Below are 19,720 nucleotides of genomic sequence, written 5' to 3' on the forward strand. Positions count from 1 at the left end.
CTTCACGGCTCGCCCACGATCGAAGGGCAGTCGAGCACCAGCGCACGATTGTACGGGGCGATGAGCAGATCCTCCGGCGCATCGCCGCCCCCGCAAGCGGCCGCCTGGCGGTCGACCTGCACGCTCCACGGCTCGACCCCGATGCGGTGGGAGCCGGTGTCGGGCGACTGCCAGGCCATCGCGCCGACGAACGCGGCGAGCCCGAGGGCGAGCACCGGCTTCGCCACGGCGAGCCATCGACCTCGGAGCCGCTCGACCGCGACCGACGCCGCGATCGGCACGATGGCGGCGAGCAGCATGCCGGCCGCGCCGCCGTAGCGCAGGTCGACGATCGCGGTCAGCCAGTCGTCGCCGTGGAACGAGGCGTACTGGAACTGCTCGATCGGCGAGGCGAGCAGCGAGCCACCGAACGACGACGCGGAGGCCAGCAGCACGACCGCGCCGGCGATGCGCGCCCGCCACGATCCCCAGATGATGACGACGAGCGCCGCGATCGTGAAGACCGCGAGGATCGGCGCGGCCGCGAGGGGCCCCTGCGCCGCGAACGCCTCGCGGATGCCCTGCTCCGTCGGCTGGAGCGTCGGCATCACGACGTTCGACAGCCAGCCGACGACGACATCCGGGATGCCGATCGGCACGCCGTCGTAGCCGCCGCGCGGGGCGAGCAGCCACGACAGCGCCTGGCCGCCGAGCCCGAGCAGGAAGCCGCCGATCACGGGCCAGAGCAGGCGACGGCGCAGGTGGATGCGCAGCAGCAGCACGGGCAGCATGAGCAGCAGCTGCACCTCCGTCATCGCCGCGACGAACGCGGCGACGGCGACGAGCCACGACTCGAGCCGCGAGGTCGGCATCGAGAGGGCGATCCAGACGCCGAGCCACAGCATGAACGTGTGGAGGTCGGCGAGGTTCCCGATGATCTCGGGCGCGATGAGGGGCACGACCACCGGCACGACGCCGAGCGCCATGCGCGCGGGGAGCCACGGCACGGCCCAGCGCGCGAGCGGGATCGTCGCCGCGCAGACGAGGGCGGCGACGATCGCGCTTGCCCAGAAGACGACGGCGGCGTAGCTGGCGAGCGGCGCGAGCGCGACGACCGCGCCCGCGAGCAGCCTCGGCAGCAGGTGCTGGTAGCCGGCGTAGGGCGCGAGGATCGATCCCGCGGGATCCTGCAGCGCGCCGAGCAGGAAGATCGCGCCGTCCTCGGCCCAGACGACGTCGTGCTCGAGGGGCGGGATGCGCGCCACCTGGAAGGCGAGCGCGACGACGAAGACGGCCGCCGCGGCCGCCCACGCGGGCCAGCGACGCCCGCTCGAGGGCGCTCGATCCGCCGCCTGCTCCATGCGTCCAGCTCCATCCCGGAGCGCGTCCGCCCCTCGGCGAGACTACGACACGGCGGTCACCCGTCCCCCGCGTGCGACAATCGCCACCATGCTCGTGCGCGCCCCTCACCGGCTGCTCGCGACCTTCATTGTGCTGCAGCTCGCGTGCGGCGACCTCGTGCGCAACCTGCTGGGCTGGCCGCTGTGGGGCGCGCTCAGCGGCGTGACGCTGCTCTGGGCGCTCGTCGCGCTGCGCCGCTCGGGCGCGAGCTGGCAGTGGCTGCCCGCGCCGCTGCTCGCCTTCATCGGCGTCGCCGCCGCGACGATCATCGTCACGCCGCACCCGCTCGCGACCCTGCTCGGCGTCGCGCTGCTGCTCGTGCACGTGATGCTCGCCGTGCTGCTCGCGACGCTGCCGCTGCACACGCTGCTCGAGGTGCTCCACCGCTGCCTGCAGGGCATGCTCATCGCCTCCCTCGCCTTCGAGGTGGGCATCGCCCTGTTCGTGCAGGGCCCGGTGTATCCCGTCTGGCTCGACAACGACAGCGGGCTGCCGATGATCCCGTGGTCGACCGGCGGCATCTTCTGGGGCCACCGCATCCAGGGCATCACCGGCAACCCGAACCTCACGGCGATGCTCGCGCTGCTCGCGCTCATCGTGGCCATCGGCCGCCACCGCGCGGGCCTCGACCGTCGGCTGTGGTGGGTGTGGACGGCGCTGCCGGTCGTCGTGCTCGCGCTCACGCGCTCGATGACGGTGCTCGTCGCGGCGCTCGTCGTGCTCGTCTCGTTCTGGCTCGTCTACACCTGGCGCCGCCGCCCGCGCGGCGCCTTCCGCCCGGCGGTCGTCGCGGCCGCCGGCGTGCTGGCGGTCGTCGCCGCGTGGGCGATCAGCAACTGGGACCGCGTCGTCGAGGCGCTCGGCCGCGAGGCGTCGATGGAGGACCGCTTCCAGATCTGGGCGGCCGCGCTCGACTGGTGGCGCGGCTCCCCGCTGCTCGGCAGGGGCTGGATGGGCTACTGGATGCCGTGGGTCGAGCCGTACGACCGGCTCGGGCTGCAGGACGGCATCGTCTACCTGCAGGCGCACAGCGTCTGGATCGACGTGCTCATGCAGGCGGGCATCCTCGGCGTGCTCGCCTGGGCGTGGCTGCTCGGCTCGACGCTCCGCGGCGCGGGTCGCGACCTCGCCGAGGCGCCGACCGGCGCCGGCCCGATCGCGGCGGTGCCGCTCATGATCCTCGTTGCCGAGGCGGTGCAGGGCATCGCCGAGTCGCGACCGCTCATCGAGCTCGGCATGGTGCTGCTCGTCATCTTCGCCGTGCGCCAGCAGCGCGCCCGCGTCGAGCTCGGCCGGCTGCAGACGATGGCCCTCCCGCTGCCCCTGCAGCGCGGCGGGTAGCATCGATGGCGATGGAGAACACCCAGACTGCGCAGCACATCCTCGTCACCGGCGCGGGCGGCTACATCGGACGGCACGTCGTCGCGGCCCTGCTCGACCGGGGCGCGCGCGTCACCGCCGTGGTGCGCCACTTCCGCGCCTACCGCATCGACGAGCGCGCGACCGTGGTCGAGGCCGACCTGCTCGACCCGCACACCGACCTCGACGCGCTCATCGCCGACAAGCCGGACGCGGTCGTGCACCTCGCGTGGGAGGCGGGCTTCGCCCACAACTCCCCCGTGCACATGCTGCGGCTCTCCGATCACTTCCGGGTGCTGACGCACTTCGCGAAGGCCGGCATCACGCGGCTCGCGATCCTGGGCACGATGCACGAGATCGGTCGCTTCGAGGGCGCGATCACTGCCGAGACGCCGACGGCGCCCGCGTCGCTCTACGGCATCGCGAAGGACGCCCTGCGCCGCGCGGTGCTCGCCGACCTCGGCGACACCACCATCCAGTGGCTGCGCGCCTTCTACATCTACGGCGACGACCGCAACAACCAGTCGATCTTCACGAAGCTGCTCGAGGCAGCGGAGCAGGGCAAGCGAACCTTCCCCTTCACCTCCGGCAAGAACCAGTTCGACTTCATCCACGTCGACGAGCTGGGCCGGCAGATCGCCGCCGTCGCGCTGCAGGACGAGGTCGCCGGCGTCATCAACGTGTGCTCCGGCGAGCCGGTCGCGCTCGGCACCCAGGTGGAGCGCTTCATCGCGGACCACGGCCTCGACATCCAGCTCGAGTACGGCGCCTTCCCGGACCGCCCCTATGACTCGAAGGTCGTCTACGGCGACGCCACCGAGATCCGGGCGCTGATGGCCAAGCAGGCATGACCGGATCCGGCGACCCGGACCGGATCGAGCTGCAGCAGCAGATCGACAGCCTGCGGGCGCAGCTCGAGCAGGCCGAGGCGCGCGCCGAGCGGCCCGACGCGTGGGACCCGAAGGTCTGGGCGTCGCGCGCGAGCCGCATCGGCTCGATGGGCGTGCGCGCCGTGCGGCGCGCGAAGGCCGCCGCGAGCGGGCCGAGGGCGAAGCGCGCCACCGACCGCACGCGGCCATCCTCCTTCCCGGCGTGGCAGCGGCGGCTCGAGGGCGCGCGGTTCGTCGGCTTCCCCACCCACTGGCGCGAGCGCACCGGCCCTGTCACGCCCGCGCCGGTCGCGGTCCTGCTGCACTGCCACTACGCCGAGCTGCTCGACGAGCTGCTCGCGGCGCTGCCCGCGGTCGGCGAGCCGTTCGACCTGTACGTCACGAACTCCTCTGGCCAGGCGATCTCCGCGGCTCGGCTCGCGGCCGCGGGCGCCGCGCACGCCGAGGTGCTGACGGTCGAGAACCACGGCCGCGACATCTGGCCGCTCGTGCAGGTGGTGAACGCGGGCATCCTCGACCCCTACGACGTCGTGCTCAAGGTGCACACCAAGCGCAGCGAGTGGCGCGAGGGCCATGGCGAGCTCGAGGGCTCCGGCGCCGACTGGCGCGCGGCGCTCGTCGGCTCGCTGCTCGGGCCGCACTCCCCCGCGGTCGTCGACGCGTTCCGCCGCGACCGCTCGATCGGCATCGTCACCGCCGACGGCAGCGTCGCCGGGCCCGAGCACTGGGGCTCGAACCTCGACCTCGTGCGCGGCATCCTGGAGCGGCTCTCGATGCCGCTCGAGCCCGACGAGCTGCGGTTCGCGGCCGGCTCGATGTACTGGATCCGCGGCTTCCTGCTGCAGGCGCTGCGCGCCCTCCGCATCGATCGCGACGACTTCGAGGACGAGGCCGGCGACATCGACGGCACCGCGGCGCACGCGATCGAGCGCATCATCGGCATCGGCGCTGTCGAGGCCGGGCTCGACGTGCTCGAGCTGCGCGAGCTCGACGGCCGCGGCGACCGCGCGTCGGTCGACGGCCGGGTGGTCGCCTTCTACCTGCCGCAGTTCCACCGCACGGCCGAGAACGACCGCTGGTGGGGCGCCGGGTTCACGGAGTGGGCGAACGTCGCGAAGGCGAGGCCCCTCTACCCCGGCCACCAGGTGCCCCTCATGCCGGGCGAGCTCGGCTTCTACGACCTCGCGCTCGACGAGGTGCGGCAGCGGCAGCGCGACATGGCCGAGGCGCACGGCGTCGCCGGCCTCATGTACTACCACTACTGGTTCGCCGGCCGCCGCGTGCTGGGGCTGCCGCTGCAGCGGCTCGCCGACGGCGACGTCGACCAGCCCTTCTGCGTCATGTGGGCGAACGAGAACTGGACGCGTCGCTGGGACGGCCTCGACGCGAACGTGCTCATCGGCCAGGACTACGACCGCGTGCCGGCGACCGAGTTCATCGAGGACATCCTGCCGATGCTGCGCGACCCGCGGTGGATGCGCGTCGACGGCGCCGCGATCGTCGCGGTGTACAAGATCGGCACGGTGCCGGATGCCGCGGCGACGATCGCGCACTGGCGCGAGCGGGCGCGGCAGGAGGGCGCCGGCGAGCTGCACGTGCTCGCCGTCGACATCGGCGAGCAGATGGGCGGCCTGCCGCGCGACGAGCTCGTCGGGCTCGCGGACGGCACGCTCACGTTCGCGCCGCACAACCTGCCCTGGATCCCGTCGGACCGTGCCGGAGAGGCCGACGAGCGCTTCGCGGGCAACCTCATGGGCTACCGCGGCACCGCCGACGCGGCGATCGCGCAGCTGGGCTCCCTCGACGAGCACCACTACCCCGGCGTGATGGTGACGTTCGACAACACCGCGCGCAAGCAGTGGACGCCGATGGCGTTCACGGGCGCGAACCCGTGGACCTTCCGTCGCTGGCTCGCCGCCGCGCTCGACGCGCAGGCCGACCGACCCGCCGAGCGCCGGATCGTGTTCGTCAACGCCTGGAACGAGTGGGCGGAGTCGGCAGTGCTCGAGCCGACCGACCAGTTCGGCCAGACCTACCTGCTCGCCTGCCGCCAGGTGTCGCCGCCTCGATAGAGCCCGCCTGCCGAGCGGCACGGCCGCCCCGTCCCGCCTGGCCGGCGAGGATCGCCTGAGCGGAGTGGGTTCAGAAGGGTGGCGGGTCGCCGGGCGGCCCTGCGCCGGCGGTGACGGGCAGTCCCCAGATGGGGTCGCGCTCGACGAAGACCGGTCCTTGCGGTTCGGGCTCGTCGCGGATGATGCGGCCGAGGGGTGAGGTCCACTCGAGCACCCCGCCGGGCAGCTGTCTCACCGTCCACCTGGTCGCGTGCTTCATGACGTGGTGGCGGCGGCAGAGGTGGGCCAGGTTGCCGATGGTGGTCTTGCCGCCGTTGGCCCAGTCCTGGGTGTGGTCGAGGTCGGCGCGGTGCACGGGGTTCGAGCAGCCGGGCCAGCGGCAGTGCCCGTCGCGGGCGCGCAGCGCGCGCCGCTGCGCCCGGTTCGGCGTGTAGGTGTCGACGGTGACCGGCATGCCGGTGACGGGGTGGAGGAAGAGCCGCTCCCACGTGACCGTCTCGGCCGCGAGGGACCGGATGGTGGCGGAGTCGACGAGGATCTTCCCGTCGAGGAGCGCGGGGAAGCGCAGCTGCGGCACGTCGGGGTTGTCGGGGTCGCCGAGCAGCTCGGTCGCGGGGATGGTGATCGTGACGGTCGCGGTGATCGGGCTGATGCCGTGGAGGTCGTCGGGGGAGACGCCGGCGAGCAGCAGCTCGGCGAACGCGTCGGCGCGGAACTGGTCGAAGGTGCGCGCGTCGTCCTTGGCCTTGCCCTTCGCGGCCTGCGTGAGCCGGTCGAGGATCGCCGTCCCCACCAGCGCCGGCAGCCGGGCGCCGACGTCGACCATCCCGTCGCCCGCGTCGACGAGGTACACGTCCCGGCGCTCGCGCGCGACGTCGTGCCGCTGCTGCAGCGGGGCGGTCAGCACCCGGTTGACGACGAGCTTCGCCCGCGACCGCAGCCGCGACGGGGTCGTGTCCTCGGCGATCGCGACCAGCTCCGCCTCCACCCGGCCCCGCTGCACCGCATCCACGCCGTCGTCGACCCGCACGGCGCGGGTCTCCTGCTCGATCACCCGCAGGTGGCCGGCGGAGATCCGGCCCGCCTTGTGCGCGGCGTGGGCGAGGGGCAGCTCGTGCACGATCGTCCACGCGGCCGACATGCGCTGCTCGATGCCGCGATCCGACTGGCGCAGCTCGACCGCGAGGATCGACGCCGCCTCCCGCAACCCCGTCGAGACCTCCCCGCCGCCGGCCCGCACCCGGTCGAGGCGGGCGGCCAGCATCTCCCGCTCCTCCGCCTCCAGCCGCGCCCGCTGCGCCTCCAGCGCCTTCACCCGGCCCGCGAACTGCTCCTCCAGCCGCAGCAACCGCATCGGCTCCGACTCCGCCGGCCGCGGCAGCTGCGGCACCTCCATGCGCCCCTCGACCACCGCGTCGAGCTCCGCCGGCGTCATCGCGATCAGCCGCTCCGCCCACTCCGCATCATGCGCATCGAGCTCCGCCTGCAGCTCGTCGGCAGTGCGGCCGAACGGATCGATCGCACCCGCACGGATCGCAGCGATGTAGCCCTCGCCATCGATCCCCCAGTCATCCATGAGCGCAGTACACCACGGGCCACTGACATCGGACGAGGGCTGTGGATAACCCGGGCGGAGCACGACGAAGGGCCGACGGCGTCGCCGTCGGCCCTCGTCAGCGGTGCGTCAGCTCGTCCAGGTCGCGCCCACCGGGATCGCGCTCATGATGGTGCGGTCGACGTCGACGATGCGGTTCGCACCGCCCAGGCGCGCGAGCGCCGGACCACCGAGCCAGTGCCGCACGCCGGCCTCGACGTAGTACACGCGCCCGTCGGTGCCGCGGATGAACTGGGTCATCGGCGTCGTCGAGAGCCGCAGCCGCTCGCACAGCGCGACCTTCAGCTGCGTGAACGCGGCGGCCGGGTACTGGGCGCGCACCTCCGCGGTCACCGGCCGGAGCGAGCCGCCCACGGCCGCGTAGGCGGTCGTGCCGCACAGCACGAGCGACGAGCGCAGCTTCGGCGGGGTGGAGAAGGTCGCGATCGCCTGGTTGGGCACGCGGGTGCTCGTCGTGGGGAGCCCCATCGACTGCGCGGTGGCGAAGTCGCCGAGGTGCAGCAGCCCGTCGCCGTTCGCCATCCAGACCTCGCCGCGGCCCTCCGTCGTGATGAGCGAGCCCGACGGGTAGACCGGGCGCACCCACGAGCCCTCGGGGATGCGCTGCATCTGCGTCGCGGGCAGCAGCAGCCTCGGCGTGGTGTTGCCGCCGACCGAGGCGAAGGTCGCGCCGGAGTCGATGTACCGGCGCTTGCCCGCGTCGAGCAGGTAGGTGCGCCCCGCCGCATCGTAGACGAGCTGCGTCGCCGCCTGCGTCGAGATGGTGAGCGACGAGCCGAGGCTCGTGAACGTGATCTCGCGCATGCCCCACGCCGTCTTGACCGCCGCCGAGGCGAAGGGGTGCAGGGTGCCGTTCACGGCGACGTACGACGTCTGGCCGATGCGCACGCCGTACGTGCTGAGCACGCCTTCGCGGCTCGCGAGGCCGTTGATGATGCCGGACGAGACGTCGGTGATGCGCGTCTGCAGGCCGAGCGCCGAGACGAAGTCCATGCTCGCGACGTGGATGGCGTTGCCGCCGTCCATGAGGTAGACGGCGCCGGACGGGCCGCGGACGAGCGTGCCGTCGGCGTAGGACGAGCGCACCGGCACCGCGTCGACTGCGTTGCGCGACACCTCCCAGACCTTCGTCGGGATCGCGTAGGTGCGCGAGTACCACTCCATCGTCGAGGCGGAGACCGCCTCGGCGTAGCCGTGCGACATCAGGTAGGTGGTGGTGCCGCCGAAGGGGCGGGCGAAGTGCGGACCCGCGGGCGCACCGCTCGTCGACACGGTCGCGCTGAGCGCATCCGACACCTGCGTGAAGTACGCCGAGCCGCCGTAGTGCTGCGGGTCGACGCGCATCGCGCCGTCGGTGGTCAGCACCCACGAGCCGGAGCTGTCGCGGAAGCGGTCGGGCAGCGCGCCCGCCGTGGCGGGCAGGAGCGCGATCGAGCGGTTCTCGAACGCCGGGGCGAACCAGAGGAACTCGAGGCCGATGTGCGACGACTGCGACGAGTAGACGCGGCCGTTCGACGAGATGACGCGGTTCTGCAGCCGGTCGCTGCTGCGCACGACGTCGCCCGGGGCCACGACGGGGTGCCCGATGGTGATGGCGGCGATCGTCTCGGCGTCGACGGCGCTCGGCTCGGCGCGATACCCGAAGGGCGTGACGCGCGCCGGGTCGGTGAGCTGCCTGCGCGTGCCGGACTGCACGAGCCAGTAGGCGCCGTCCTCGGTGGTGACGAGGTCGTTGAGCGCCCCCATGTTGAGCATGCGCGCCTCGTGGCCCGGCTCGAGGGTCGGCATGTCGCCGCACGTCTGCTTCCAGGCCGTGAGCTGCGCGCACGACTGGAAGTGCAGCAGCTGGCTGTTCTCCACCAGGTACACGGCGCCGTTCGCGGCGCGCACCGTGCGGCCGAGGTCGGGACCCGAGGGGATGGCCGCGATCTCCGCGGCGCTGCGGTCCTGCGAACTGCCGAGCTGGCGGTACTCCGCGAGGATCGCGCTGCTGGGCACGTAGTACTTGCGACCGCCGCTCGCGAGGTAGATGCGGCCGTTCGACGCGTCGCGCACGAAGGCGCCGCTCGCGATCGCGGTCGGGCTGCCGAACCAGTCGGTCCAGAGGCGCCAGGTGTTGCGGTTGCCGTAGGCCGAGCAGCTGTCGCCGGTGCCGTACAGGTTGCGGAGGGCCGCGGCGTTGGGCTGGTACGGCGTGTAGTTGTAGAGGCCCGCGGTGGCGACGTTGCGGATGAGCACCGGGCTCGAGCCGCACGCCGCGTTCGGGTTGTAGAGCACGTTGTTGACGACGCCCGCGCGGTGGTTGTAGTTGCCAGGGTGCGCCGCGTAGCGCTGGAACTGCCGCGCGCCGTAGTAGATCTGGTAGAAGAAGCCGCCGACGCTCGCGTCGCACGGGGCGGTGTCGGGGCAGCCGAAGCCGGTGGCCTTCTCGTAGCGGGAGGCGCTCGGCGATCGGTGCGTGACGAGCGACTGCTCCTTCTCGAGCAGCACGATGAGGAAGCGCTGCGAGATGTCGCACGCCGCGCCGACCCGGGCGATGATGCTCGCGGCCGACTCGCTCGCGCGCCCCGTGAACGCCGAGCAGTACGCGTCCGCGGGCATCGACGGCGTGCGCTGCGTGTAGGTGTCGAGGCACGTGTAGCCCGCGCTGCAGCCCGGGTGCTTCGCGTCGATGAACGCCTGCACCTGCCCCGCCGTCATCGCACCGCCGGCGAAGAACTGCTCGTCGGAGATGATGAAGCCGGGGTCGAAGTCCGACGCCGTGGCGGCCGTCGCCTCGTCGGCGACGCCGACCGGGGACACGACCGTCAGCAGGGCGCCGACGAGCGACGCGACGACCGTGGCGACGATGAGTCGGGGGCGCAAGCGCATCCTTCAACCATTCATAGAGGGTTAGGGCTCCTCACAGGGTACATGGAGGAGGTTGCCTCTAGAAGAACTTTGCCGGATCAGCTCTCGGTCATGGGCATCGTCATCGACGCGTCGAGCACCATCGAGCCGCCGGCCGCGCGCGGCGAGCCGCTCGTCACCTGGAACCGCAGCGAGCGCTCGAGGGCGTCGAACGTGCGCGTCTTGTGGTGGTCCTTGACGTCGGCGTTCACGTCGAACAGGTCGGGCATGAGCGCGAGGCGGTCGATCCGGATGTCGAGCGAGCCCGAGCCCGCGTCGATGCTGTCGGGCACCGCGCCGGCGGCGATGCCGTCGTAGCTCCAGAGGTGCTTGCCGCCCGCGGTCGCGAGGCTCACGCCGAAGACCGGGCGCTCGACGCGCTGCCGCGCGGTGTAGCGCAGGCGCAGCGCGACCGCGGAGCCGGTCGGGGCCGACTCGATCGGCTGCCCCTCGGCGTCCAGGAGGTGGATGTCGTCGATGCGGATCTCCCCGGTGCCGTAGCGCTTGCCGCCGCCGGCCGCCTCCTCGGCGCCGTGGCCGACGTCGGAGTAGCGGTCGACGATGTCGGACGCGTCACCGATCGCCTGCAGCGTGCCGTGGTCGAGCCAGGCCGCCTGGTCGCAGAAGCTGCGCATCTGCTCGACGCCGTGGCTCACGACGACGACCGTGCGGCCCTCGTCGCGGAACTGCGCGAACTTGTCGAGGCACTTGTCCTGGAACTCCATGTCGCCCACGGCGAGCACCTCATCGACGAGCAGCACGTCGGGCTCGACGTGGATCGAGACCGCGAAGCCGAGGCGCACGTACATGCCGGACGAGTAGTTCTTCACCGGCTGGTCGATGAACGCCTCGACGCCGGAGAAGTCGACGATCTGGTCGAACTTGCGGTCGATCTCCTGGCGCGACATGCCGAGGATCGAGCCGTTGAGGTAGACGTTCTCGCGGCCCGAGAGCTCGGGGTGGAAGCCGGAGCCCACCTCGAGCATCGCCGCGACGCGGCCGCGCGTGGTGATCGAGCCCGAGTTCGGGTTGAGGATGCGCGCCATGCACTTCAGCAGCGTCGACTTGCCCGAGCCGTTGCGGCCGAGCAGGCCGAAGGTCGTGCCCTGCGGCACGTCGAAGGTGACGTCCTTGAGCGCCTCGAACGACTGGTACTTGGCGCGGCGGCCCGAGAGCACCGTCGCCTTGAGCGACTGGTTGCGGTCGGAGTAGACGCGGAAGTGCTTCGACACGTGGTCGACGCTGACGGCGGGCTCGCTCATCAGATCTCCTCGACGATGTTGCGGGCGAGCTTGCGGAAGACGAGCGAGCCGATGATGAGGGAGATCGCCGACCAGGCGATGAGCTGCAGCCAGATGTCCAGGCCCGGGACCGTGAAGTCGTACAGCACGTCGCGGTACGCGGTGAGGAACCGCTCGGCCGGGTTGAGCTGGAAGAGGGTGACGAGCGGCAGCGACGTGCCGGACTGCGCCTCGAGCGTCTGCTCGGCGTTGCGGACGATGTCGACCGAGAACATGACGCCGGAGCCGTACATCCACACCTGCGCGAGGATCGTCCAGAGGTGCTGGAGGTCGCGGAAGTAGATGCTCGCGACCGAGAGCAGCAGCGCGATGCCGAGCACGAAGACGCAGGTGAGCAGGAGCAGCGGGACGAGCAGCACGGCGTAGAGCAGCACGGCCGGGCCGCCGATGACGAGCATGATGACGAGCAGCACGAGCAGCTCGGTCGCGAAGGTCGACGCCTTCGCGAGCACCGTCGACACCACGAGCACCCAGCGCGGGAAGTAGACCTTCGTCAGGAGCCCCGCGTTGCTCATGAGCGAGCCCATGCCCGCCGAGATCGAGCCCGAGATGAAGCCCCACGCGATCACGCCGACGCCGATCCAGGCGGGGAAGGACTGGATGCCGGAGTTCTCGCCGGGCGCGACCGCCACCTGCAGGATGAGGCCGAACACGATGGAGTAGACGGCGATCTGCGCGAGCGGGTTGATGAGCGACCAGACGCGGCCGAGCGCGGTGCGCTTGTACTCCGCCCGGATCTCGCGCAGCGTGAGGTTCTTGAGCAGGTTGAACGTGATCTCCCGCTCGGCTGCGCGCGGGCTGGGCTGGGTCTTGGTCATCGTCCTCCGTAGGGCGCCCTGGAGCGCGCGCACGATGGATCAGGGTAGCACCGGGGCGTCAGCCACCGGCCGCCGTCGGGGCCCTGGCTCACGGCACGGGCCCGACGCCGGGGACGAGCGCGAGGTACCGCTCGGTCATGACGAGCAGCACGACATCCGCGTCGATCTCGGCGGCGAGTGCCGGCGCATCCGGCATGTCAGCCGGCCGGTCGAGCGCGTGGACGACCTGCATCGTCTCGGCGAAGGCGGCCTGCAGCGGCGGGCCGAAGCCGTTGCCGGTCGAGTCGCGCAGCACGAGCGCGGTGTGGTCGGTCGACGCGTCGGCCGTACGGGTGGTCGCGGGCAGCTGCAGCATGTCGAGCTGCGCGGTCGACTCGAGCGTCTCGGTCGACCCGTCGGCGTACGTGACCTCCATCGCGGAAGCCGGCTCGGCGTAGACCGGCACGGTCCAGTCCTCGCCGGGCTCCCCTGTCCAGCCGGCAGCGCCGTACTCGCTGTGGTCGGTCGTGCGCTCGACACCGGTCACGGCGGGCGCCTCGACGTCGGCGAGCGCCGGCGACGCCTGCCGCAGGCAGCCGGCGAGCGCGTCGAACGCGACCCACGCGCCGTAGTCCGTCCAGTGGCTGTTGAGCGGGCTGTACAGCGGGGTCTCGTCGTCGGCGGCCTCCATGGCCGCGCGCACGTCGACGATCGGCAGCTCCGGATGCGCGGTGAGCAGCTGGTCGAGCACGGTCGGCCCGAGCAGCCCCTCCGTCCACGCCGGCAGCGCCTCCGGCACCGTCTCCCACTTCGCGGGGGCGACGAGCACGAGCAGCTCGCGGCCATCGGCCTCGAGCGTCGCGCGCATGTTCGCGAGGTAGCCGTTCCACGCCTCGACCCGGTCGGCGGTCAGCTGGAAGCGGCCGAGTGCCTGCGAGATGTTCTCGGAGTGCGGCTCGCCGAGCAACAGGTGGCCGCCCTCCCCCTCGACGTAGTAGCCCTGCAGGTCGGCGTCGTGCGCCTGGAACGCGGCCTCCGCTGCTGCCGGGTCGGCCGTCCAGGCGTCGCTCGCGCCCTCGCGCTGGAACGCCGGCGTGCAGGCCTCGGGCAGCGGCTGCCCCGGCGCCGCAGTGGGCTCGGGCAGCGCCACCCCGTACGGGTTCGTCGCCTTCCAGATGTAGCCGCCCGCGAGCGCCACCGCCGCGAGCAGGAACAGCACGATGAGCGGCACGAGCCGGAGCCGCGACCAGTGCGACGGCTTCACCTCCTGGTCCGGGGGCAGCTCCCGCAGCGCGCTCACGCCGAGACCTCCGCCCGCCGGCGCGCGGCGCGCGGCGTCGAGGAGAACCTCGGGTCGACGAGACCGTCGGCGAGCCTGTTCCAGGCCGGGTCGACCCAGCGGTCGACCACGCGCCGCAGCCAGCGCGGCGTCCAGTTCTTGAGGCTCATCGCCGGCTTCTCGATGAGGTGCCACGAGCCGAAGGCGAGCACGTGCACCACGACGATGATCACGAGGTGGTAGACGAACCAGCCGAGCGTGTGGAGGCCCGCGGCGGCGCCGAGCTGCATGAGCGGCCAGGCGAAGATGTAGACGCCGTAGCTGAGGTCGCCGTGCTTCTCCCAGTGCTGCAGCTTCGTCGCGCGCACGGCGAACCACATCAGGAAGTACGAGAAGGCGTGCATCCCCCAGATGTTCCAGCCGCCGAAGGCGTAGGAGGCGATCGCGAGCGCGAGCGCTCCGAGCGCGAGCCGGTCGTCGATGGGGATGACGTGCTGCCACATCGCGAACAGCATGCCGAAGGCGAACGGCGCGAGGAACATCAGCATGAAGGGGTCGGCGAAGATCGGGAACCACGCGGCGACGTCGCCTGCGCCCGACCACTGCAGCGCGTTGAGCAGCAGGATCGCGGTGGCGAACAGCGTCGTCAGCCACCGGTACGCGAGCACGCCGACGAGGCCGAGCAGCCCCACGATGATGTACGCGAAGAACTCGTACTGCAGCGTCCAGGCGGAGCCGTTCCAGTCGTAGCCGCCGTGCAGCTGCGCGTAGGGCAGGGTCGAGCCGGCCTCCGCGATGTTGCGCTGGCCGAGCATGAGCCAGACGTTCGAGAGGAAGTAGGTGAACGGCGACTGCGTCGGCGCATCCCAGTAGCCGTCGATCGAGCCGGTCTCGAGCGTCCACGCGATCGGCGCGAACAGGAACGCGGTCACGAGCAGCGCTGCCCAGAACGCGGGGAAGATGCGCATCGCGCGCCGCCACATGTAGCGGAAGATCGTCGACCGGCCCATGCGCGAGAGCGTGATGAGGAAGCCGGAGAAGAAGAAGAAGCCGGCGACGGCCACGCCGCCGAGCGACTGCTCGTCGGAGATCTGCGAGCCGAGGTCGTGGCCCCCGTAGAACCCGCCGAGCGGACCCGCGTGGCTGAAGATGACCGCGAACGCGAGCAGCCAGCGGATGAAGCCGATGCTGTTCGCGCGCGGGTCGAACGACTCCTTGAGGGTGACGGCGGTCACCGGCCGAGCACCCGTCGGGCACCCCGGCGGGCGACGCGCGCGGCGCGCAACGGCACGAGCAGCGCGCGGGCGGTGCCCGGGCTCGCGTCGGCGATCGCGCGCTTGATGCCGGCGATGCCGTGCGAGCCGCGCACGTGCGCCTGCACCCAGGCGATCTGCTCGAGCGGCCAGCCCGGCACGCCGTGTGACATCGCGTCGAGCTTGTACTCGAGCCGCATGTAGCTGACCGCGGCGTTGCGCGTCGTCATGACGTTCCGCACCTCGAAGCCGGCGCCGAGCGCGGCGTAGCCGAACAGCCGCTCGAGCGTGTGCGGCAGCCCGCCGTCCTCGTAGCCCTGCTCGGTCGGGAAGTCCTCCCACGCGAAGTCTGCGTCGAGCAGCAGCCGGAGCGCCGCCGGCCGGGCGATGAACATCGAGCCGTACGCCGCGAGCGGGCTGCGGTCGTCGATGGGCACGCGGATGCCGAGGCGCGCGGCCAGCTGCGCCGCGGGCTCGCGGTTGGCGAACCAGCCGCGCCCCATGGTCGGGAAGCCCGAGTGGATCATCGGCGGGAACACCATGCCGAGCCCAGGCCGCGCCTCGAACAGGCGCAGCAGGTTGCGCACGTAGCCCGGCGAGCCGAGCAGGTTCTCGAAGAGGTGCGCCTTGAAGTGCGCGGCGGGGCCCGCGCCGTTCTGCGGGCTGCGCTTGGAGTGCAGCTTCACGACGAGGTCGAAGCGGTCCGACAGCAGCACGTCGCGGCAGCCGAGCAGGAAGGCGGAGACGTCGCGACCCCGGTTGGATCCGACCACCCGCACCTCGTCGCCCGTGCGTCCGGCCGCCTCGAGCGCCGCCTCGAGCCGGGCGCGCTTCTCGTCGGTGTCGGTCGTCGCGATGAGCGTCCAGCCCGCGGGCAGGTTGGCCGCCTGGGCGAGGATCTCGTCGAGCATGTCGTCGTAGTAGAGGTGCGCGAGCACGCCGATGCGGAGCCCCGACACGTCGGCGTCGCCCGTGTCGACGTCGGGCATGATCTCGAGCGTCGCGAGGTTCGTCGCGAGGTCGCGGGGCTTCGACGTGCGCGCCATGTCGCGGTAGACGAGCTCCATCGGGTAGCCGGCCGCGCGCATCCGGTCCTCGACGTCGCGCGGCATGACCGCGAGGCTGTCGTGGTAGAGCGGGTCGTGGAAGAACAGTCGGCGCTTGACGATCGGCAGGCCCGCGTCGATCATCTGCGTCGGCACGTCGAAGACCGGGTGCTGCGCGCCGTAGTCGGAGGCGGGGAAGGCCGTCTCGGAGCGGAAGCCGCGCTCCTCGAACCAGCTCGTGAAGCGCGACTCGTGCTGGATGATCGAGGCCTCGTAGGAGTCGATCACCGGCATCGTCGACCAGTACTCGCGCCACGCGTCGCTCGTCGCCATGCGGCGTCGCACCGCGATCCAGTGCGACTGGATGTGCCGGGGCATGACGCCCGTGCCGGTGTAGGGATGCGGTCGCACCTCGGCGTGGTCGGTCACGCCCCAGAAGTCGGCGTCCGATGCGTCCATGCGCTCGAAGAGCTCGTCGTACGAGCCGATCGGCCCGTAGAACGTGTAGTTCATGAGCACGATCTCGTCGAAGTCGGCGATGCGGTCGCCGTGGCGCTCGAGGATGTCGCGGTAGGCGCCGACGTCGAAGCCGGTGTTCTCGCGCTCCCAGACGCTGTCGGCGACGGCCTCGAGCGCGACGCGGCTCTCGGTCGTGAGCGCCGAGTTCGAGACGATGGCGATCTCGTCGACGTGCGGCCGCAGCGCCCGCAGGTGGTGGGTCACGTGCTCGCCGACGAGTCCGTCGGGGTCGTAGACCAGGAAGAACACCGCTCTGCGCATGAAAGGGACCTCGCTCACCGACGCGAATCGCTCGCGCCGCCCTCCAGGGTACCGACCGCGCGCCAGCGGCTAGGCTGGGCGGGCCCGCGGCACGCGCGCGGGTGCTGCCTGGGAGGTGCCGTGCCGGATCGACCGCTCGTCGTCGTGCTGCTGGCGACCCACGACGGCGCCGCCTTCCTCCGCGAGCAGGTCGACTCGATCCTCGCCCAGCAGGGCGTCGACGTGCGCATCGTCGTCTCGGACGACGGGTCGACCGACGCGACGCCCGCGCTGCTCGACGAGCTCGCCGACGACCCGCGCATCCTGCAGCTGCCGCCCGGCGCGTACGGCTCGGCCCACGCCAACTTCCTGCGGCTCATCCGCGACGCGCCCGTCGACGGCGCCGCGGCGATCGCGTTCTCCGACCAGGACGACGTCTGGAACCCGGGCAGGCTCGCTGCCCAGCTCGAGCAGCTGCGCACCGCCGACGCGGTGAGCGCCAACGTCATCGCCGTCTACGACGACGACCGCCGGGTGCTGCTCGACAAGGCGCAGCCGCAGCGCTCGCTCGACTTCGTGCTCGAGAGCGCGGGACCGGGCTGCACGTTCGTGCTCTCCCCCGCCGCGTTCGACCTCGTGCGGCACGTCGTGCGCACCGACCCGGAGGCCGACGCGGCGCCGATCCACGACTGGCTCGTCTACGCGATCGTGCGCGCCGCCGGCATGCGCTGGCACATCGACCCCTCGCCCGTCATCGACTACCGGCAGCACGCCGCGAACGACACGGGCGCGAACCTCGGCTGGTCGCAGGCGCGCACGCGGCTGCGACGGATGCGCTCCGGCGGCTTCCGGCGCGAGGCCGCGGTCGTGGCGCGCATCGCGTCGCGCGTCGCCGAGGGCGAGCAGCGCGCGCGCCTCGCGGCGCTCGCCGCCCTGCTCGAGCGCGGCGACGCCCGCGCGCGGCTCGCGCTGCTCCGCGGCATCGGCAGCCTCCGGCGGCGCGGCTCCGAGCGGATCGCGCTCGCCGGGATGCTGCTGCTCGGCGTCTGGTGAGCCGAGCCCGCAGCTCGGCTCAGCTGCGGGCGCGCGAGCGCTCCCGCTCGAGCAGCCGCACGAGATAGCGACCGTACCCGCTCTTCACGAGCGGCTGCGCGAGGCGCTCGAGCTGCTCGTCGTCGATCCACCCGGCGCGCCAGGCGATCTCCTCGATGCAGCCGATCTTGAAGCCCTGGCGGTCCTCGATCACGCGCACGTACTCGCTCGCCTGCATCATCGACTCGAAGGTGCCGGTGTCGAGCCACGCGACGCCGCGGTCGAGCACCTGCACCTGCAGGCTGCCGGCGTCGAGGTAGCGCTCGTTGACGGTGGAGATCTCGAGCTCGCCGCGCGCGGAGGGCTCGATCGTCTTCGCGATCTCGATCACGTCGTTGTCGTAGAAGTAGAGGCCAGGCACGGCGTAGTCGCTCTTGGGCTCGGCCGGCTTCTCCTCGATGGAGATGGCCTTGAAGTCGTCGTCGAACTCGACGACGCCGTAGGCGGTGGGGTCGGCCACCTGGTAGGCGAAGATGACGCCGCCGTCGACCTCCGCGTGCGCCCGCAGGCTCGAGCCGAGGCCCGTGCCGTGGAAGATGTTGTCGCCGAGCACGAGCGCGACCGACTCGTCGCCGATGAACTCCTCGCCGATGATGAACGCCTGGGCAAGGCCGTCGGGCGAGGGCTGCACCGCGTACTGGATGTCCATGCCGAGGCCGGAGCCGTCGCCCAGCAGTGCGCGGAACTGCTCGTTGTACTCGGGGGTCGTGATCACGAGCACCTCACGGATGCCGGCCATCATGAGCGTCGACAGCGGGTAGTAGACCATCGGCTTGTCGTAGATGGGCATCAGCTGCTTCGAGATGCCCTTCGTGATCGGCCACAGCCTCGTGCCCGAGCCGCCAGCCAGGATGATGCCGCGCACGTGCCCTGCCCCTCTGCGGCCACCCGGCCGCGTCCGAGCGAGTCTAACCCGCGGGCCAGGCGGGGCGTCGGGCTCCGCCGCGGCGGAGCGCGGCCTCAGCCCTCGCGCGCCGCCTGGATCGTGGCGAAGTCGGCGCAGATGCGCGCGACGTCGGCGGGCTCGAGCGATCGGGCCAGCTGCCGGTCGTTCTCGCGCCCCGCGACGTTCAGCTGGTACAGCCCGGTCGCCTGCGTCGCCGGCACGAACGGGAAGTTCCTGGCCTGCTCCTCGACCTGCGCGGTGCGGATGCCGAGGCCGACCGCCGTCGCGTTGATCCAGACGTCGTCGGCGCGCGGCGACCGCTCGAGGAACGCCTCGCCACGCTCGTGCAGGCGGTCGAGCAGCGCCGTCGGGAGGATCTGCCCCGAGACGCCGGTGCCGAAGTGCGCGAAGCTCGGGGCCGTCCCGCTCGCCGGCATCCACAGGTGGTACGGGCGCAGCGCGCCGTCGGCGCACTGCATCTCGTGCACGCGGAAGCCGTGGACGAGCTCGGGCCGCGCGCGGTGCGCATCCGTCAGCACGCGCAGCCAGCGGCGCGGGTAGATCATGTCGTCGTCGCCGACCACGAGCGGCAGCTCGTGCCGCGCCGTGCTCACGACGTGGGGCCAGTACTTCGCGTGCACGCGCAGGCCCGGCGCAGCGGGCAGGATCTCGAGGCCGCGGCGCTGCAGCCGGCGCAGCGGCGCGGGCAGCGGACGGGCGAGCTCCGGCTCGTCGAGGAACAGCACGAGCCGGCGCGGCAGCCGCTCGCCGCGGGCGATCGACTCGAGCGCGACCCAGGCGAGGCGGATGCGATCGCCGTGCGTCGTCATGGTGACGACCGCCTCGCCCGCGGGGTCGACGACGCGCGCGCGGGAGAGCAGGTTCGACCGCCGGAGCGCGGCGATCTCGCGCAGCAGCGCGGGCGAGGGCCGGTCGTCCTGGGCTGCGGTCGGGTGCTCGTGCAGCGGCACGCCGATCACCCTCGCGAGGGCCCGCCGCGCGGTCGATCGCGAACGCGCGAGCAGCGATGGGGGCATGCCGACACGATAGCGATCTCATGCGCAGTACTTGACACGGCTGGGAAACAGCCGAGAGGCTGTTG

The 19,720-nt window shown here is 72.1% G+C and carries 14 protein-coding genes; 4 read left to right on the top strand and 10 right to left on the bottom strand.

What is annotated here, in order from left to right; translation table 11 throughout:
- Nucleotides 1–2 precede the first annotated feature (2 nt).
- Entirely contained in the window at nt 3–1,340 is a 1,338-nt protein-coding gene (locus ACVWW9_RS01940; RefSeq protein ID WP_456514170.1) for a hypothetical protein, read from the bottom strand.
- A gap of 88 nt (nt 1,341–1,428) precedes the next feature.
- Here ACVWW9_RS01940 and ACVWW9_RS01945 point away from each other — a divergent pair, with 88 nt between their 5' ends.
- The 3 genes from ACVWW9_RS01945 to ACVWW9_RS01955 are packed head-to-tail and all read left to right on the top strand — an operon-like array spanning nt 1,429 to nt 5,701.
- Nucleotides 1,429–2,721, top strand: coding sequence for an O-antigen ligase family protein (locus tag ACVWW9_RS01945; RefSeq protein WP_354259111.1), 1,293 nt, complete (start codon nt 1,429–1,431; stop codon nt 2,719–2,721).
- Between the two features lie 11 nt (nt 2,722–2,732).
- A complete protein-coding gene (locus ACVWW9_RS01950; protein WP_354259108.1) occupies nt 2,733–3,590 on the top strand; it encodes an NAD-dependent epimerase/dehydratase family protein in 858 nt (285 codons plus the stop codon).
- Nucleotides 3,587–5,701, top strand: coding sequence for a glycoside hydrolase family 99-like domain-containing protein (locus ACVWW9_RS01955; RefSeq protein ID WP_456514171.1), 2,115 nt, complete (start codon nt 3,587–3,589; stop codon nt 5,699–5,701). The genes ACVWW9_RS01950 and ACVWW9_RS01955 overlap by 4 nt, the downstream gene beginning before the upstream one ends.
- 70 nt (nt 5,702–5,771) lie before the next feature.
- Here ACVWW9_RS01955 and ACVWW9_RS01960 read toward each other — a convergent pair whose 3' ends face one another.
- The 7 genes from ACVWW9_RS01960 to ACVWW9_RS01990 all read right to left on the bottom strand — a co-directional run bounded on the left by ACVWW9_RS01960 (nt 5,772) and on the right by ACVWW9_RS01990 (nt 16,661).
- Entirely contained in the window at nt 5,772–7,277 is a 1,506-nt protein-coding gene (locus tag ACVWW9_RS01960) for a DUF222 domain-containing protein (protein WP_456514172.1), read from the bottom strand.
- A gap of 108 nt (nt 7,278–7,385) precedes the next feature.
- Nucleotides 7,386–10,181, bottom strand: coding sequence for a hypothetical protein (locus ACVWW9_RS01965; RefSeq protein WP_456514173.1), 2,796 nt, complete (start codon nt 10,179–10,181; stop codon nt 7,386–7,388).
- An 83-nt stretch (nt 10,182–10,264) separates the two neighbouring features.
- Nucleotides 10,265–11,467 (bottom strand): ABC transporter ATP-binding protein, encoded by a 1,203-nt coding sequence (locus tag ACVWW9_RS01970; protein WP_354259097.1) that lies wholly within the window; start codon nt 11,465–11,467, stop codon nt 10,265–10,267.
- Nucleotides 11,467–12,324, bottom strand: coding sequence for an ABC transporter permease (locus ACVWW9_RS01975; protein ID WP_354259094.1), 858 nt, complete (start codon nt 12,322–12,324; stop codon nt 11,467–11,469). The genes ACVWW9_RS01970 and ACVWW9_RS01975 overlap by 1 nt, the downstream gene beginning before the upstream one ends.
- A gap of 88 nt (nt 12,325–12,412) precedes the next feature.
- Complete coding sequence (locus ACVWW9_RS01980) at nt 12,413–13,603, bottom strand: alginate O-acetyltransferase AlgX-related protein (protein WP_456514174.1); 1,191 nt, start codon at nt 13,601–13,603, stop codon at nt 12,413–12,415.
- The gene (locus ACVWW9_RS01985; protein WP_456514175.1) at nt 13,600–14,817 is read right to left on the bottom strand and encodes an acyltransferase family protein; all 1,218 of its coding nucleotides are present in this window, start codon (nt 14,815–14,817) and stop codon (nt 13,600–13,602) included. Before ACVWW9_RS01985 ends, ACVWW9_RS01980 begins: the two co-directional genes overlap by 4 nt.
- A complete protein-coding gene (locus ACVWW9_RS01990; RefSeq protein ID WP_456514176.1) occupies nt 14,814–16,661 on the bottom strand; it encodes a rhamnan synthesis F family protein in 1,848 nt (615 codons plus the stop codon). Before ACVWW9_RS01990 ends, ACVWW9_RS01985 begins: the two co-directional genes overlap by 4 nt.
- A 120-nt stretch (nt 16,662–16,781) precedes the next feature.
- Between ACVWW9_RS01990 and ACVWW9_RS01995 the strand changes: the two genes are divergently transcribed.
- Nucleotides 16,782–17,693 carry a glycosyltransferase gene (locus tag ACVWW9_RS01995; RefSeq protein ID WP_456514177.1) on the top strand — a complete coding sequence of 304 codons (912 nt, stop codon included), beginning with the start codon at nt 16,782–16,784 and terminating at the stop codon, nt 17,691–17,693.
- Between the two features lie 19 nt (nt 17,694–17,712).
- Here ACVWW9_RS01995 and rfbA read toward each other — a convergent pair whose 3' ends face one another.
- Nucleotides 17,713–18,597, bottom strand: a complete 885-nt coding sequence (rfbA, locus tag ACVWW9_RS02000; protein WP_123696063.1) for a glucose-1-phosphate thymidylyltransferase RfbA — start codon at nt 18,595–18,597, stop codon at nt 17,713–17,715.
- Nucleotides 18,598–18,692: 95 nt separating this feature from the next.
- Nucleotides 18,693–19,655 carry a hypothetical protein gene (locus tag ACVWW9_RS02005; protein ID WP_456514178.1) on the bottom strand — a complete coding sequence of 321 codons (963 nt, stop codon included), beginning with the start codon at nt 19,653–19,655 and terminating at the stop codon, nt 18,693–18,695.
- Nucleotides 19,656–19,720: the final 65 nt, after the last annotated feature.

The organism is Agrococcus sp. UYP33 (assembly GCF_054060915.1).